This window comes from Pseudomonas lini, assembly GCF_964063345.1.
Lineage (GTDB): Bacteria > Pseudomonadota > Gammaproteobacteria > Pseudomonadales > Pseudomonadaceae > Aquipseudomonas > Aquipseudomonas lini_B.
In genome coordinates, this window is sequence record NZ_OZ061318.1 from 4594420 (window position 1) to 4609787 (window position 15368).

Below are 15368 nucleotides of genomic sequence, written 5' to 3' on the forward strand. Positions count from 1 at the left end.
ACCTTCGAGAAGAATTTTTTGCTGCCCTCTGGCTTATCGCGCGCGTAAGCCGTTACTGTGCGTGCAAAGAATAATTCTCAACGGAGGAGCGTATGAAGGTGTTTTGGGGGCTGGGGAAGTTACTGACCCTGCTGTTCTGGTTGGTGGCGCTAGTCAACCTGCTCATACCGTTTGTTCATCCGCTGCACCTGTTGGTCAATCTGGCGGGCTGCGTGTTGGCAGGGCTCCATCTTCTGGAGCTGGTGTTCTGCAACCGCAGCCTCAAAGGTCGAGCCCACCCTTGGCGTGATCGCCTGAAGATTGTTTTTTTCGGCGTTTTCCACCTGCAAACCATTCCGGCCCCGGCCGCTTCGAAGGCCTCCCATGCGTAAACTCTGTCTGCTCGCTGCACTTATCAGCCCATTGGCCTGCGCGCAGGTGGTGAGCGTCGAAACCAACTCGCTGATGCGCTTGCCCAACACCGCCAGTACCTTGCAACTGGAACGGCTGGAAGTTGCCGATTACGGCACCTTGCTGATTCCCTCGAACGTGACCGAAGTGACGGTCGGCGAGCTGCACCTGGGACGTGATGCGCGGATCGCCATCGTGCCGAGCGAGCAAGCCCTGGTGTTGAAGGTCAGTCGTGCCGAGTTGGCCGAAGGCAGCCAGATCACTGCGCGAGGCGCGCCGGGGACTTACCTCAAGGCCGCTCGTTCCGGGCGCAATCTGGATCTGCAGATCAAAGCGTTGAACGCGCCGCAATTGTCGGTAGACGCTCGCGGTGGCGCGGGCGCTCCAGGTTTTGTCGGCCTTGATGGGGCCAACGGTCAAGCACCGGGTTGTACCTGGGGCCAGGCCGGTCGCGGCGCCGATGGCAGTAATGGCAGCGATGGCCAGCCGGGTGCGCCAGGGGCGTTGGTTCGACTGGAAGTGCCGCGTGATTACCCTGCGCAACAGATCAAGGTCGAGATTGCCGGTGGGGTGGGTGGCGCGGCAGGACCAGGTGGCAAACCGGGAGCGGGCGGCAAATCCAAGGGCTGCTTTGTTTATAAAGCCGACGGCGGCAAGAGTGGTCACGCCGGTGCCGATGGTCAGCCTGGGCCTGCGGGAGTGGCGGGTTCGGTGACGATTCAGCGGTTATAAGCCCTCAAGCGATGGTTCCCACGCTCTGCGTGGGAACGCAGGCCGTGACGCTCCGCGTCACTGGACGCGGAGCGTCCCTTGAGGCATTCCCACGCAGAGCGTGGGAACGATCACGGCCGAGCCGCAGCAATCGCCACCAGCACCAACCCCACCATCAGGTTAATCCCCACCAGGCGCCGAATTTTACCCAGCACCGCCGCGCCCGTCGGCCAATCCTGAGCCGCCACCGCCGTGCGCAGTTCCGGCAGCAACAACGCCTGAATCCGGATAAACAGCGCCGTCATCACCACATACAATCCCATCATCACCTGCACATACCGCGGCGCCGCTTCAAATCCGGCGAACTGCAGATGAATCATGCCCACGCCGCTGATCGGCAAAAGCACCACCGCAATCCAGACCCAGCGGAAAAAACCTTGAAACACTTCCACCCACAGCTTCAACCGGGCAGGGCCTTCCAGCGCCTTCATCGCCGCGGGGCGCAAGACCATCCAGGCGAAAAACATGCCGCCGACCCACACCAGGGCGGCCAGGACATGCAGGGTATAAACGATGCCAAAAGGTGTCATTGAGGTACTCCGTTCTGCGCGGGATTGATTAGCGGGGTATGATAGCGGCCGATCCGAACCACTGAAAATTTATCCAGCCTTTTTTGATGATCAGCACCGAACTCAAAACCACGATCCAGGGCGCCTACTCGCGTTTTCTCGAAGCCAAGAGCCTCAAGCCGCGCTACGGTCAACGCCTGATGATTGCCGAAATTGCCAAGGTCCTCGGTGCCATCGACACCGACGACGAAGGCCGGCGCAGTGGCGACCCCGCGATTGTCGCGGTGGAAGCCGGCACCGGTACCGGCAAAACCGTGGCCTACAGCCTGGCGGCCATCCCGACCGCAAAAGCCGCTGGCAAGCGTCTGGTGATCGCCACGGCCACCGTGGCCCTGCAAGAACAGATCGTCTACAAGGATTTGCCCGACCTGATGCGCAACAGCGGGCTGAATTTCAGCTTCGCCCTGGCCAAGGGCCGCGGGCGCTATATGTGCCTGTCCAAGCTCGACATGTTGCTCCAGGAAGGTCACGCGCAGACTGCCACCGCGCAGTTGTTCGAAGAAGAAGGCTTCAAGATCGAGGTCGATGAGGCCAGCCAGAAGCTGTTCACCAGCATGATCGAGAAGCTCGCCGGCAATAAGTGGGACGGCGATCGCGACAGTTGGTCGACGGCGCTGGAAGACGCCGATTGGGCGCGCCTGACCACCGATCACAGCCAGTGCACCAACCGTCATTGCCCGAACTTCGGCCAGTGCGCCTTCTACAAGGCTCGTGAAGGCATGGGCAAGGTCGACGTGATTGTCACCAACCATGACATGGTCCTGGCCGACCTGGCCCTGGGCGGCGGCGCGGTTCTGCCCGATCCGCGTGACACCATCTACGTGTTTGACGAAGGCCATCACCTGCCGGACAAGGCTATCGGTCACTTCGCTCACTACACGCGTCTGCGTTCCACCGCCGACTGGCTGGAAACCACCGCCAAGAACCTCACCAAATTGTTGGCCCAACACCCGCTGCCGGGCGATCTGGGCAAATTGATCGAGCAGGTGCCGGAGCTGGCTCGGGAGATCAAGACCCAGCAGCAGTTCATGTTCAGTGCCTGCGAGCAAGCCGCCGACTTCAAGCCCGGCGAAGACGTCGAAGGTCGCGAGCGGCCACGTCACCGTTTCGTCGGCGGGGTGATTCCCGAGCACATGCGCGAAATGGGCATTGAGCTGAAGAAGGGCTTTGCCCGCCTGACCGACCTGTTCACCCGGCTCACCGAACTGCTCAAGGAAGGCATGGACGGCGAGGTCAACATCGGCATCGCCAGTAATCAGGCCGAAGAGTGGTATCCGCTGTTCGGCAGCCTGTTGTCCCGATCTTCGGGCAACTGGGAGTTGTGGACCGCCTTCACCGTCGAAGACCCGGAAGACAACCCGCCCATGGCCCGTTGGCTGACCCTGGCCGAAAGTGGTTCGCTGTTCGACATCGAGGTCAATGCCAGCCCGATCCTCGCGGCGGACATGCTCCGGCGCAATCTGTGGAACGTAGCTTATGGGGCGCTGGTGACATCGGCGACCCTCACCGCCCTCGGCACTTTCGACCGCTTCCGCATGCGCGCCGGCCTGCCTAAAACAGCCGTGACCGCCGTGGTGCCGAGCCCGTTCCATCACGCCGACGCCGGCGTGCTGCGGGTGCCGGACCTGAAAGCCGACCCGCGTGACGCGCCGGCGCACACCGCGGCGATCATCCGCGACCTGCCGCAACTGGTAGAAGGTTCACGAGGCACCCTGGTGCTGTTCTCGTCTCGCAAGCAGATGCAGGACGTATTCGACGGTCTGGACCGCGACTGGCGCAAGCAAGTGTTCATTCAAGGCAACCTGTCGAAACAGGAAACCCTGAACAAGCACAAGGCGCGGGTTGATGGCGGGGATTCCAGTGTGTTGTTCGGCTTGGCGAGTTTTGCTGAAGGCGTGGATTTGCCTGGTGCCTATTGCGAGCACGTGGTGATCGCCAAGATTCCGTTCTCGGTACCCGACGATCCTGTCGAAGCGGCGCTGGCGGAATGGATCGAGGCTCGCGGCGGCAATCCGTTCATGGAAATCTCCGTGCCGGATGCCTCGCTGAAGCTGGTCCAGGCCTGCGGTCGCTTGCTGCGGACCGAAGAAGACCGCGGCACCATCACCTTGCTCGACCGTCGTCTGGTCACGCAGCGCTACGGCAAAGCTATTCTCAATGCATTGCCGCCATTCCGTCGTGAAATTTCCTGATGCACCGGTGGGCAAATAAGCCCACCGCGTTGTCTATCTCACTGCCACCGCTTTTCCACTGGCCCATTGATGGTCGCTTGAGAGAACCACGTTCCTATGATTCGCCGTTCGTTGCCCGCTGTTTTTGCCTTGATGTTCGCAGCCCCTTTGCTGGCGGCCCCTGCCGGGCAGCAAACGCTGTTCAACTTTGTGCGTCCCGCCGACGTGGTCCAGGTGGCGACCCAGGACGCCAGCCTGCCGCAATCGAACGCGGAGCAAACGGCCGAAGGTGAAGTGCTGCGCCGCGTGACCTTCAATCCGGTCGCCCAGCCGACGTTGCGCCTGACGCCGCAGACCGGTGCCTGGGACTGGTCGCAGTCGGGTGTCATGAGCCTGCGGATCCAGAGCGCGATGAACTGGGCCGTGACCCTGTACGTGAAAATTCAGAGCAATGACGGCAAGACCCTGATCAGTCGCGTCGATCTGCCGGCCGGCCCTGCGCAAACCCTGCTGGTGCCTTTGGTCGCCAGTTCGCCGCTGAGCCAGGGGATGAAAGCCGGCCCGCCGATGCCGATCAATTTCGAAGGCCAGCGTGTATTGCTGGCCAGCAGCGCCGGTGAGCTGGACCGCAGCCAGGTGGTGTCGGTGACCTTGTCGATGGATCAGCCGAAAGTCGCCCAAAGCATCCTGCTCGAGCGCTTCGGCGTGCAGGATGGCGAGGCGGTCACCAAGGCCGCTTATGGCGCTCTGGTGGATGCCTATGGCCAATCGACTCGGGCAAAGTGGCCGGAGAAGGTCAGCAGCGACGAGCAACTGAAGTCCGCGGCGGCCAAAGAACAGCAACAACTGAAAACCTGGTTGGCCGAGCGCGAGAAGGCCTCGCTGGACAAGTTCGGCGGCTGGACCAAAGGCCCGGCGTTCAAGGCCAGCGGCTTTTTCCGCACTGAAAAGCGTGACGGCCGCTGGTATCTGGTGACCCCGGAAGGGCATCCGTTCTATTCCCTCGGCATCAATAGCGTGACCCCAAGCGTCAACCAGACCTACGTCGCCGGTCGCGAGTGGATGTTCGAGTCCCTGCCCAAACCCGACGAGCCCCTTGCCAGCTATTATGGCGAAGGCGACAACCGTGGCGGCAATGGCGCCGATCAGGGCCGAGCCTACAACGCCGGTCGCTGGTACGATTTCTATGGCGCCAACCTGCAGCGTCTGTATGGCAAACCTTGCGTGCCGGGCAGCGATACCAAGGCCGGTGTCGCCGAAGCGGCCAAGGCCGATGCGGTCGAGGCGACGGCCGATAAGGCCACCGAACAATCAGCCGCTCCTGCGGCAACCGAATCCGCGGCTGGTGTTGCCGACGCGGCCAAGACCGGCGCCGTTGAAGCGTCAGTCGAAAAAGCCGCCGAGCAAACGACCGCCGAACCCTGCAAAGTGGTTTTCGACGAACAACGCTGGGCCAGTCATACCCTCGATCGCCTGCAAGCCTGGGGTTTCAACACCCTCGGCAACTGGAGTGCACCGGTGTTGGGCAACGCTGACCGAGTGCCGTACACCTTGCCGCTGTCGATCGTCGGTGATTACGCCAGCATCAGCACCGGTACCGATTGGTGGGGCGGCATGCCCGACCCGTTCGATCCGCGTTTCGCCATGGCCACCGAGCGGGCCGTGGCCATCGCTGCCCGCGACCATCGCGACGATCCGTGGCTGATCGGTTACTTCGCCGACAATGAACTGGGCTGGGCCGGTCCCGGCGATGATCCGAAGGCCCGTTACGCGCTGGCCTATGGCACTTTGAAAATGACCACCGATGTGCCGGCCAAACGTGCCTTCCTCAAACAGCTGCGTGATAAGTACCGCAACCAGGCGGGCCTTTCCAAAGCCTGGGGCATTGATCTGCCGGCCTGGGAATTGATGGAAGACCCGGGCTTCGTACCGCCGCAGCCGAGCGCCGAATACCCGGAAATCGAAGCCGACTTCAAATACTTCCAGAAAGTGTTCGCAGATACCTACTTCAAAACCGTCTCCGATTCGCTCAAATGGCATGCGCCGAACCAGTTGTTGCTGGGCGGCCGCTTTGCCGTCAGCACCCCAGAAACCGTCGAGTCCTGCGCGCAATACTGCGACGTACTGAGCTTCAATATGTACACCCTGCAACCTCAGGACGGTTACGACTTCGCCAGACTGCGCAGCCTGGACAAGCCGGTACTGATCACCGAATTCAACTTCGGATCAAAGGATCGCGGCCCGTTCTGGGGTGGCGTGACGCAACTGGCGAAAGAAGAAGACCGCGGCCCGGCCTACGCCAATTTCCTTAAACAGGCGATGAGCGAACCGTCAATTGTCGGGGTGCACTGGTTCCAGTACCTCGATCAACCGGTGACGGGTCGCCTGCTGGACGGCGAGAACGGTCACTTCGGGTTGGTGGGTATTACTGACCTGCCATTCCAGGGCTTTGTCGACACGGTGCGCAAAAGCAACTTGCTGACTGTCGATCAACTCGGCAAAGAGGCCGAGAAGGCCAAAGCCGAGGCGGAAAAAGCCACCGAGAACCATGAGGGCGAGGGCGGCAAGCAAGGCGCTGCCGACAAAGGTGCGGAGCAGGGCGCCGGTCATGCGGGTGGGCATTCGGGTAATGGTCATTAAGCACTGATATCCCCTGTGGCGAGGGAGCTTGCTCCCGTTGGACTGCGTAGCAGTCCCATTCTTTTTGAAGATAAGGGGGACCGCTGCGCAGCCCAACGGGAGCAAGCTCCCTCGCCACATGGGTTTCTGACTAATTCTATGGGCGCGACCGCCCGGCCCGACCCTGTTCCCAAAACCCTCAAGGGCTGGAACAATGCGGGCCACTTTGTAGAGTGTTTATCCGGGAGAGTTGTGGGTGCAGATTCAGGGTCATTACGAGCTTAAGTTCGAAGCGGTGCGCGAAGCTTTTGCGGCGCTGTTCGACGATCCTCAGGAGCGTGGCGCGGCGTTGTGCATCCGCATTGGCGGGGAAACCGTTCTCGACCTTTGGGGCGGTACCGCCGACAAGGACGGCACCGAAGCCTGGCACAGCGACACCATTGCCAACCTGTTTTCCTGCACCAAGACCTTCACCGCCGTGACCGCGCTGCAACTGGTGGCCGAAGGCAAGCTGCAACTGGATGCCCCGGTCGCCCGCTACTGGCCCGAGTTTGCTGCCGCCGGCAAAGAATCCGTGACCCTGCGCCACTTGCTCTGCCATCAGGCAGGCCTGCCTGCGCTGCGCGAGTTGCTGGCCCCTGAAGCACTTTATGACTGGCAGACCATGGTCGATGCCCTGGCCGCCGAAGCGCCATGGTGGACGCCGGGTGAAGGTCACGGTTATGCGGCGATCACCTATGGTTGGCTGGTCGGTGAGTTGCTGCGTCGCGCCGACGGACGTGGGCCGGGTGAATCCATCGTGGCACGGGTCGCGAAGCCTTTGGGGCTGGACTTCCACGTTGGCCTCGCCGACAAAGAGTTCCATCGCGTGGCGCATATTGCCCGTAGCAAGGGCAACCTTGGAGATGCCGCGGCCCAGCGCTTGCTGCAAGTGACCATGCGCGAGCCGACAGCCATGAGCACGCGGGCCTTCACCAACCCGCCGTCTATAATGACCAGTACCAACAAACCGGAATGGCGGCGCATGCAGCAGCCCGCCGCCAATGGCCACGGCAATGCCCGCAGCCTGGCCGGGTTCTACGCCGGTCTGCTCGACGGCAGCTTGCTGGAAAGCGAAATGCTCGACGAGCTGACCCGCGAACACAGCATCGGCGAAGACAAGACTTTATTGACCCGGACCCGCTTCGGCCTGGGTTGCATGCTCGATCAACCGGACGTACCCAACGCCACCTACGGCCTCGGCCCACGGGCGTTCGGTCACCCCGGCGCCGGCGGCTCCATCGGTTTTGCTGACCCAGAATACGATGTGGCCTTCGGCTTTGTGACAAATACCCTGGGGCCGTACGTCTTGATGGATCCACGAGCCCAACAGCTTGTGCGAGTACTGGCCACTTGTCTGTAAATCACGCTTAAGGGGGCCAGGGCCGGAACCCGAAAGCCTTTGTGGTTTCAAAGCGCTGTTTATCCGGGGCAACCCGGTCTGATTTTTCATTACTTCATTTTGTGGATATCCAATGTCATCCAATAAAACTCTCGCCCTGGCCCTGTGCTTCGCTATCACCGGTTGCGCACAAACCCCACAAAATGATGCAGACGGCGGCAGCTGGTGGCCGTTCGGCTCTTCCGACAAGGTTGCGACCAAAGCGCCGGCCCCGGCCCCGCTGAAACCTGCTGCAACAGCACCCGTCGCCAAGGCTGACAGTGCATCCCCTTGGTACTGGCCGTTCGGTTCCGATGATGGCGCCGGCAAGGTCGCCAAGCCCGACGTGAAGCCTGAGGTTAAACCTGAAGCCAAACCGGTCGCTGTGGCCAAGGCTGAAGCCGATGCCGGTGGCAATTGGTGGTGGCCGTTCGGCGGCAAGGAGCAGAGCACCGCTAAAGCCGTGCCGATGCCCGATCCGAAAGTAACCCAGGCCTGGCTCGACGACTACGAACCGCGCCTGCGCGAGGCGATCAAGGACAGCAACCTGAAGCTCGAGCGCCGTGAAAACGTGCTGGTCGTCACGGCACCGGTAGAAGGCTCGTTCAACCCTGATCGTCCGGCCATGCTGCTGCCGGTGACCCTCGGCCCGTTCACCCGTGTCGCGAAAATCCTCGAAGTCGATCCAAAGACTGCTGTGTTGGTACTCGGTCACAGTGATACGTCGGGCGCCGCACCGGCCAACGTGAAGCTGAGCCAGGAGCGCGCCCAGGCAGTGGCGGCGATCTTCCGTCTCAGCGGTCTGCAGCGTGATCGCCTGATGCTGCGCGGCATGGGTGGTGAGGCTCCGCGTGCCGCCAACGACAGTTCCGAAGGTCGTGCCTTGAACCGTCGCGTCGAGCTGTTGGTGACGCCGGCAAACACCATGGTCGCGTTGCTGAGCAAGTACAACATGCCGGCTCCCGCACCGATGAAAACTATGGTCGCTGCGCAAGACATCAAGCCAGTGGCCAAGCCTGTGACCCCGGCTCCTGCTGCGAAGAAAGCGGCTGTGCCGGCGACGAAAAAGGCACCGGCCAAGAAAGCGGCCGCCAAGGCTCCAGCCAAAAAAGCCGTCGCGAAAAAGACTGCGCCTGCCAAAGCAGCTGTCGACACCAAAAAAGTCGCTGTCGCCGATGACACAAAGAAGTGATTCGTTAACCAAAAGGAATGCGCCATGACCCGGCCCTTGGCAGATATGCGTCGCGACTACACCCGAGATGGCCTGACCGAGGCGCAAGCCCCGGACGAGCCGTTCGCGCTGTTCCATCAGTGGTTTGCCGATGCGGTGAAAACCGAGCAGGTACCGGTGGAGGCGAATGCCATGACGCTGGCCACCGTCGATCAGGACGGTCGGCCGCATTGCCGCATCCTGCTGCTCAAGGGTTTGGACGAGCAGGGCTTCACCTTCTTCACCAACTACGAAAGCGACAAGGGTCAGCAACTGGCAGCCAATCCATTTGCGGCCATGACGTTCTTCTGGCCAGCCCTGGAGCGTCAGGTACGCATCGAAGGGCGGGTGGTGAAGGTCACGCCTGAAGAGTCCGACGCCTACTATCAGGTTCGTCCTCTGGGCAGCCGTCTCGGTGCCTGGGCCTCGCCCCAGAGCCGGGTGATTGCTGATCGCGGCGAACTGGAAGCGCTGCTCAAGAACACCGAGCAACGTTTCAGCGATACTCAGCCTCACTGCCCCGAGCACTGGGGCGGTTATCGCTTGCTACCCGAGCGCATCGAATTCTGGCAGGGCCGTGCGAGCCGTCTGCACGATCGCCTCAACTACCGCTTGCAGGCCGCCGAATGGGTTCGTGAACGCCTGGCGCCATAAACAGCCTACCGATCGGGATACCCTGCCGCAGCGGCCTCAAGCCACTGCGGCAGGTCCCGCCGCTTGATCTTCTGCGTTTGAGCGTTCGCCAGTTGCTGGAGCATAAACGCTCTTTTCTGTTGGTCTTTACCCGCCAGTGACAACGCCAGATCGCGGTCCATCCAGCGTTTGATCCGCACGTACAGCCACCAATGGAAGTACAAGCCGGCGACGGTCGTGACGACAATGATGAAGTAATCCATGAAAATCCTTGGGTCGGTGGCGCAGATTTTGTAATTTGACGCTACTGTGTGTGGGTTCGAGAAAGCGCCTGTACTTGGCCTGAATGAAACCAATTTTATCCGGGCGATGCCGTGACAGGCGTCAAGCTGCGGAGTTTAATGGATACCTGTCCTATGGAGTTTGATGCTATGCGTAAGTCTGTTCTGCTGGTTGCTTCCTTTTCCACGATGGCGATGTTGCTCACTGGCTGCCAATCGAGCTTGACCGGTGACTCCTACTCCCGTGACGAAGCGCGTCGTGTGCAGACGATTCGCATGGGTACCATCGAAGCCCTGCGCCCAGTGAAAATCGAAGGCACCAAAACCCCAATCGGCGGCGCCGCCGGTGCAGTCGTGGGCGGTGTCGGCGGTAGCGCCATCGGCGGCGGTCGCGGCAGCATCGTCGCGGCAGTCATCGGCGCTGTCGCCGGCGGCCTGATGGGCTCGGCTGCCGAAGAAGGCCTGACCCGCACTCAAGGTGTTGAAATCACCGTGCGCGAAGACGATGGCAGCATGCGCGCCTACGTGCAGGAAGTTCAGCCAAACGAAGTGTTCCGCGTGGGTGAGCGGGTGCGGATCTCCACTGTGGGTGGTACGAGCCGCGTTGCGCACTAAGCGGAGCGAAGGGTAAAAGAAAACCCCGATCAGGTGACTGGTCGGGTTTTTTTGTATCTGCTGCTTTCAGTTACGTCAGATTCAATCGTTAGTCTTGGCAAAGTCCCATGTAGTACACCAAGTCGTCTCTGAAAGAGTCGCCAACCAGTTCCATAATTGTGCTGGATTGAGTAGTGGATAATTTGTGCTCGCCCATGGGTACATCCCACAAGGTTGACCAGCCCATGACATTAAGCACCACTCCCTCTAAGGCCTGCGACACATCCTTTTTGTATTGCAATGAATCGTCCGGGTTCGGTTCGTCGAAGAAACCGGAGATTGCGATAAATATCATTCTCTTCCCCATCATTACTTTATCGATATGCGCCTCTCAGGTATGTCACTGACAGTCTTGGCCTACTGCGTCGGTGCGTTATGGGGCTAGGTTCTGGAAAATATCGGCCTTGGATCTCACCATACTTGCCGATATCGAAACGCAACTTGGTAGTCAAAAGCGGTGATATCAATTTGATGGTTGAACAGAGATTGAAGCTCCGGCACCCAAGACGCTAAAACATCAAATCCTCCATCATAGATCTCGCTTTCTCCCATCAAACCTAATGCTTCGATGATTGAACCATCGTCGCCAAGGTCTGCGGAGTACTCCTTTCCTTCCGCTATTTCCGTTTCCTTGTCATACCAATCCAATCTGACTTTCAGTCCCATGCCATCCTCACAAGTACTTTTTAATGCTGCGGTTTTTCTTGGGCGGATCTATTTGCTCGCCTGTTGTATGGTCGAACGAGCCTAGATGGCTCCCATCGCTTGCCCGATAAGCTTCCAGCTCCCCATGCAAAGAGTCCCATTCATAAATTGTTCGACCTTTGGCATCAATCCAACGCTCTCGAAGTCCACCGCCCCCTTGTCGTGGGGTTTTCTTTTTTGCTTCTTTCAAACCCGAGAAGCCAGTGATTTCCTCTGTTTCAGGTGCAGAGTGATAGTCGTGATCGGGGTTAGGAATTCGTCTTCCAGCATTACTCACCACAATATAAACCGGCAACACCCCCGAATCCGCCGGAAACACAAGAATGAAATCCTTGTACTCCGGCGGATATACCGGGTTCACGATGATGTTGTCAGCCGCCTTCGTCGGCGGATAAACCCAAATATGCGGCGCTTGCGGTGCGGCTTCCAGCGCGGGGATGCCGAGGATGTTTGAACCGTCCTCGGCCGGTGTCCAGATCAGTTCAACACCATCCCCAAGATCAGCCACCTGCTGACTGCCACGCAAGGTGAATTGCGCGACATCGACCATCTCCCAGTCACGGTTTTTGCCGGTATAGAACCCGTATCCCTTCAGACTGCCGTCAGCCTGTTGCTCGACACGCAGGCGAACGCGAGTGCGGGCCTGTTTAAGGGCGCGCAGTTGGTCTTCGGTGTAGAGCGAGCTGTCGCCAAGGCTCGACGGTATGACCAGGGCCACCAAACCTGCCAGGGTGGCCGCAGCGGTACTGGCTGCAACTGCGGGCAGTGCGGCGAACGCTGAGCCGGTCAAAGCAAAGCTGCCGAAACCTGCTGGAATGGCCGTGCCACTGATTTTCTTCAGCGGTACGACGCCACTTTCATCGGCCTCACGAGCACCAAGCAGAACCAGTTCGCCGTAGTCTTTCAGGCTGTCAGTCGGAACAACGCTGGAGGGATTCGTGTAGTCGATGATTGCATCGGGCAGTTTGCAGGACTTGGCGAACACGCATCCCACGCGGACAACGTCGTCCTTTTTTGCCGTGACCTGAAGGCTGTCTTCGAAGGCCTGCTGCCTCGCCAGCATGGCGTCGTAGGCGTTTTACCTGGCGTCGCGCTCGGCCAGTTCGGTGGCCGTCATGTAGCGGTGGGTGACGTGATGCCCGTCGCCTGATGGTGGGTTTTTAACCCGCGGGATGTCCTTGTTGCCAACCACTGATTGTCCTTTCGCTCGTCCATCGGCAACCCCCGAAAGAGGGTTGCGCGACGTTAACGAACGTGGCTAATCGTGGCTGTAGGACGAATCCTGAATGTCGTTAAGAGTGTTCTTTTTCGCTCAGGAAAACAGGTGCAGTGCTCTTGCGACTCGCCGCCGCCGTCACCGCATAACCGATCAATGCCGCCAGTATCGAGCCGGTCAGAATCCCCATTCGATCCATCCCGGCGTATTCACTGCTGCCGGGCACGAAGGCCAGGGAGCCGACGAACAGGCTCATGGTGAAACCGATGCCGCAGAGGATCGCCACACCCAGTACCTGGCCCCAGTTGGCGCCTTGGGGCAGGGTAGCGATGCCGATTTTCACCGCCAGCCAGGTCAGGCCGAACACGCCGACCATCTTGCCCAGCAGCAGGCCGACGGCGATGCCCATCGGCACGTCGTGAGTGAAGCTTTCGACGGTCACGCCGCTCAGTGACAGGCCGGCGTTGGCGAAGGCAAACAGCGGCAGGATGCCGTAGGCCACCCACGGGTGCAGGGCATGTTCCAGGGTCAGCAGCGGCGAAGGTTCAGCGTTTTTCGTGCGCAGTGGAATGCAGAAGGCCAGCGTCACGCCGGCCAGCGTGGCGTGCACGCCGCTCTTGAGCACGCAGACCCAGAGGATCAGCCCGATGATCATGTACGGCCCAAGCTTGACCACGCCGAGTCGATTCATCCCGACCAAGGCCGCGATGCAGGCCGCAGCCAACGCGAGGGATAAGGTCGACAACGCGCCGGAATAGAAGATCGCGATGATGATGATCGCGCCCAGGTCGTCGATGATCGCCAGGGTCATCAGGAACAGTTTCAGCGATACCGGCACGCGTTTGCCCAGCAGGGCCAGTACGCCGAGGGCGAAGGCGATGTCGGTGGCGGTCGGAATGGCCCAGCCACCCAAGGCGGACGGGTTGTCGCGATTGAGGAACCAGTAAATCAGCGCCGGCACCACCATGCCGCCAATCGCCGCCGCGCCGGGCAGGACGATCTGCGATGGTTTCGACAGTTGGCCGTCGAGGACTTCGCGCTTCACTTCCAGCCCGATCAGCAGGAAGAACAGGGCCATCAGGCCATCGTTGATCCACAGCAGCAGCGGTTTGGCGATTTTCAGCGCGCCGATCTGAGCCACCACGGGGGTGTCCAGCAGGCCGCTATAGAGCCACGACAGCGATGAATTGTTTATGATCAGGGCGAGAGCGGCCGCGGCGATCAATAACAGACCGCTGGCAGCTTCCAACTGAAAGAAACGCGTGAACGTGCTACGCAGAGGCAAGGTCGCTCTCCATCGATGAATTCAAAAGGTGGCACACCCTAACCCGTACCGTTAGTTGTTAAAACAAAAGTTATATTCTTTTTTGTTATATGTCGTTACAACGCGGACGGTCAGCAAAGGCCTGAGCCTAGCAGTTGCCGGACGTATTGGACCTCAGCTGTATCTGTGCATGATGTAGGTTCTTTCCTAAGCTTGTGGGCTGAGCCTTGCGACAAGGCCGACTCTTGCCTGATTCAACGAGAAAACCATCATGAGCGACAACCGACAGTGGGCCCGCGAAGCCATCCGGATCATCGAGGCCGACTTCCAGCGCAGCGCTGATACCCACCTGATCCCCTTGCCTCTGCCGGGGTTGCCGGGCATCGAGTTGTATTTCAAGGATGAGTCGAGCCATCCCACCGGTAGCCTGAAACATCGGCTGGCGCGCTCGTTGTTCCTCTACGCCCTGTGTAACGGCTGGCTCAAACCCGGTGCGCCAGTGATCGAAGCCTCCAGCGGTTCGACGGCGATTTCCGAGGCGTACTTCGCCCGCTTGCTGGGGTTGCCGTTCATTGCGGTGATGCCCGCGACCACGTCCAAGGAAAAGATCGCGCAGATCGCTTTCTACGGTGGCAAGAGTCATTTGGTGGACGATCCGACGCAGATCTACGCCGAGTCCGAACGCCTGGCTCGCGAACATGACGGGCACTTCATCGACCAGTTCACCTACGCCGAACGCGCCACCGACTGGCGGGCGAACAACAACATCGCCGAATCGATCTTCCAGCAGATGCGTTTCGAGCAGCACCCGGAACCGAGCTGGCTGATTTCCAGCCCCGGCACCGGCGGCACCACCGCGACGCTCGGCCGTTACGTGCGCTATCGCCAGCATTGCACCCGCGTGCTGTGCGCCGATGCGGAGCGTTCGGTGTTCTTCGATTATTACCAGACCGGCGATGCCAGCCTGCGTCTGGATTGCGGGTCACGGATTGAAGGCATTGGTCGGCCGCGAGTGGAAGCGTCGTTCCTGCCCAAGGTGATCGATGCGATGGTCAAAGTGCCGGATGCGTTGTCGCTGGCGGCCATGCATTACCTGGCGCAGCATTTGGGGCGACGGGTTGGCGGATCGAGCGGGACCAACCTGATCGGTGCCTTGGTGGCAGCCCAGCAGATGGTGGCGGCGGGGGAGTCGGGGTCGATCGTGGCGATTCTGTGCGATGGCGGCGAGCGCTATGCCACCACCTATTACGATCAGGCCTGGCTCAAGGCCCAAGGGTATGAGTTGAGTGGTTTGCTGGATGCCGTGGCGGCGAGTGTCGAGCGCGGCGAGCCGCTGCCGGCCAGCGTGTTGCGCGCCAATATCTAAGATCTTTCAGACGCTGAAGACCCTTGTGGGAGCCGGGCTTGCCCGCGATGGCGAATTCACATTCAACAGAAATGTTGACTGATCCACCGCTATCGCGGG

At 60.3% G+C, this 15368-nt stretch carries 14 protein-coding genes and 1 pseudogene; 9 read left to right on the top strand and 6 right to left on the bottom strand.

Going from position 1 to position 15368, the window contains the following annotated elements; translation table 11 throughout:
* The first annotated feature begins 92 nt into the window (after positions 1–92).
* A complete protein-coding gene (locus tag AB3226_RS20740) occupies positions 93–371 on the top strand; it encodes a DUF1145 domain-containing protein (protein ID WP_367374412.1) in 279 nt (92 codons plus the stop codon).
* A complete protein-coding gene (locus AB3226_RS20745) occupies positions 364–1122 on the top strand; it encodes a collagen-like protein (RefSeq protein WP_367374413.1) in 759 nt (252 codons plus the stop codon). The genes AB3226_RS20740 and AB3226_RS20745 overlap by 8 nt, the downstream gene beginning before the upstream one ends.
* Before the next feature lie 110 nt (positions 1123–1232).
* On the opposite strand, the gene AB3226_RS20750 is transcribed toward AB3226_RS20745, so the two are convergent.
* On the bottom strand, positions 1233–1691 hold the full coding sequence (locus AB3226_RS20750; RefSeq protein WP_367374414.1) for a CopD family protein: 459 nt from the start codon (positions 1689–1691) through the stop codon (positions 1233–1235).
* An 86-nt stretch (positions 1692–1777) separates the two neighbouring features.
* Between AB3226_RS20750 and dinG the strand changes: the two genes are divergently transcribed.
* The 5 genes from dinG (at position 1778) to pdxH (ending at position 9804) form a co-directional block, all read left to right on the top strand.
* Positions 1778–3922, top strand: a complete 2145-nt coding sequence (dinG, locus tag AB3226_RS20755) for an ATP-dependent DNA helicase DinG (RefSeq protein WP_008005800.1) — start codon at positions 1778–1780, stop codon at positions 3920–3922.
* A gap of 96 nt (positions 3923–4018) precedes the next feature.
* Positions 4019–6541 (top strand): beta-galactosidase, encoded by a 2523-nt coding sequence (locus AB3226_RS20760; protein WP_367374415.1) that lies wholly within the window; start codon positions 4019–4021, stop codon positions 6539–6541.
* Positions 6542–6776: 235 nt separating this feature from the next.
* Complete coding sequence (locus AB3226_RS20765; RefSeq protein ID WP_367374416.1) at positions 6777–7922, top strand: serine hydrolase domain-containing protein; 1146 nt, start codon at positions 6777–6779, stop codon at positions 7920–7922.
* A gap of 112 nt (positions 7923–8034) precedes the next feature.
* Positions 8035–9132 (top strand): OmpA family protein, encoded by a 1098-nt coding sequence (locus AB3226_RS20770; RefSeq protein ID WP_367374417.1) that lies wholly within the window; start codon positions 8035–8037, stop codon positions 9130–9132.
* Between the two features lie 24 nt (positions 9133–9156).
* On the top strand, positions 9157–9804 hold the full coding sequence (pdxH, locus tag AB3226_RS20775; protein WP_367374418.1) for a pyridoxamine 5'-phosphate oxidase: 648 nt from the start codon (positions 9157–9159) through the stop codon (positions 9802–9804).
* Positions 9805–9809: 5 nt separating this feature from the next.
* Here pdxH and AB3226_RS20780 read toward each other — a convergent pair whose 3' ends face one another.
* Positions 9810–10046 (bottom strand): hypothetical protein, encoded by a 237-nt coding sequence (locus AB3226_RS20780; RefSeq protein ID WP_052966960.1) that lies wholly within the window; start codon positions 10044–10046, stop codon positions 9810–9812.
* A gap of 168 nt (positions 10047–10214) precedes the next feature.
* Here AB3226_RS20780 and AB3226_RS20785 point away from each other — a divergent pair, with 168 nt between their 5' ends.
* Complete coding sequence (locus tag AB3226_RS20785) at positions 10215–10679, top strand: glycine zipper 2TM domain-containing protein (protein ID WP_123360562.1); 465 nt, start codon at positions 10215–10217, stop codon at positions 10677–10679.
* A gap of 88 nt (positions 10680–10767) precedes the next feature.
* Here the strand turns inward: AB3226_RS20785 and AB3226_RS20790 are convergent, their stop codons facing one another.
* The 4 genes and pseudogenes from AB3226_RS20790 to nhaA all read right to left on the bottom strand — a co-directional run bounded on the left by AB3226_RS20790 (position 10768) and on the right by nhaA (position 13924).
* Entirely contained in the window at positions 10768–11013 is a 246-nt protein-coding gene (locus tag AB3226_RS20790) for a pyocin S6 family toxin immunity protein (protein ID WP_367374419.1), read from the bottom strand.
* Between the two features lie 116 nt (positions 11014–11129).
* Positions 11130–11384, bottom strand: coding sequence for a colicin E3-like toxin immunity protein (locus tag AB3226_RS20795; protein ID WP_367374420.1), 255 nt, complete (start codon positions 11382–11384; stop codon positions 11130–11132).
* 7 nt (positions 11385–11391) lie between these two features.
* Positions 11392–12615: pseudogene (locus AB3226_RS20800) on the bottom strand (colicin E3/pyocin S6 family cytotoxin).
* 100 nt (positions 12616–12715) lie between these two features.
* The gene (nhaA, locus tag AB3226_RS20805; RefSeq protein ID WP_367374421.1) at positions 12716–13924 is read right to left on the bottom strand and encodes a Na+/H+ antiporter NhaA; all 1209 of its coding nucleotides are present in this window, start codon (positions 13922–13924) and stop codon (positions 12716–12718) included.
* Positions 13925–14171: 247 nt separating this feature from the next.
* Between nhaA and AB3226_RS20810 the strand changes: the two genes are divergently transcribed.
* Positions 14172–15269, top strand: a complete 1098-nt coding sequence (locus AB3226_RS20810; RefSeq protein WP_367375822.1) for a PLP-dependent cysteine synthase family protein — start codon at positions 14172–14174, stop codon at positions 15267–15269.
* Positions 15270–15368 lie beyond the last annotated feature (99 nt).

What these genes read in the sequence shown, in the direction of transcription:
- AB3226_RS20740 (WP_367374412.1), top strand. Translation starts at nt 93, where the DNA reads ATGAAGGTGTTTTGGGGGCTGGGGAAGTTACTGACCCTGCTGTTCTGG.
- AB3226_RS20745 (WP_367374413.1), top strand. Translation starts at nt 364, where the DNA reads ATGCGTAAACTCTGTCTGCTCGCTGCACTTATCAGCCCATTGGCCTGC.
- AB3226_RS20750 (WP_367374414.1), bottom strand. Translation starts at nt 1,691, where the DNA reads ATGACACCTTTTGGCATCGTTTATACCCTGCATGTCCTGGCCGCCCTG.
- dinG (WP_008005800.1), top strand. Translation starts at nt 1,778, where the DNA reads ATGATCAGCACCGAACTCAAAACCACGATCCAGGGCGCCTACTCGCGT.
- AB3226_RS20760 (WP_367374415.1), top strand. Translation starts at nt 4,019, where the DNA reads ATGATTCGCCGTTCGTTGCCCGCTGTTTTTGCCTTGATGTTCGCAGCC.
- AB3226_RS20770 (WP_367374417.1), top strand. Translation starts at nt 8,035, where the DNA reads ATGTCATCCAATAAAACTCTCGCCCTGGCCCTGTGCTTCGCTATCACC.
- pdxH (WP_367374418.1), top strand. Translation starts at nt 9,157, where the DNA reads ATGACCCGGCCCTTGGCAGATATGCGTCGCGACTACACCCGAGATGGC.
- AB3226_RS20780 (WP_052966960.1), bottom strand. Translation starts at nt 10,046, where the DNA reads ATGGATTACTTCATCATTGTCGTCACGACCGTCGCCGGCTTGTACTTC.
- AB3226_RS20785 (WP_123360562.1), top strand. Translation starts at nt 10,215, where the DNA reads ATGCGTAAGTCTGTTCTGCTGGTTGCTTCCTTTTCCACGATGGCGATG.
- AB3226_RS20790 (WP_367374419.1), bottom strand. Translation starts at nt 11,013, where the DNA reads ATGATATTTATCGCAATCTCCGGTTTCTTCGACGAACCGAACCCGGAC.
- AB3226_RS20795 (WP_367374420.1), bottom strand. Translation starts at nt 11,384, where the DNA reads ATGGGACTGAAAGTCAGATTGGATTGGTATGACAAGGAAACGGAAATA.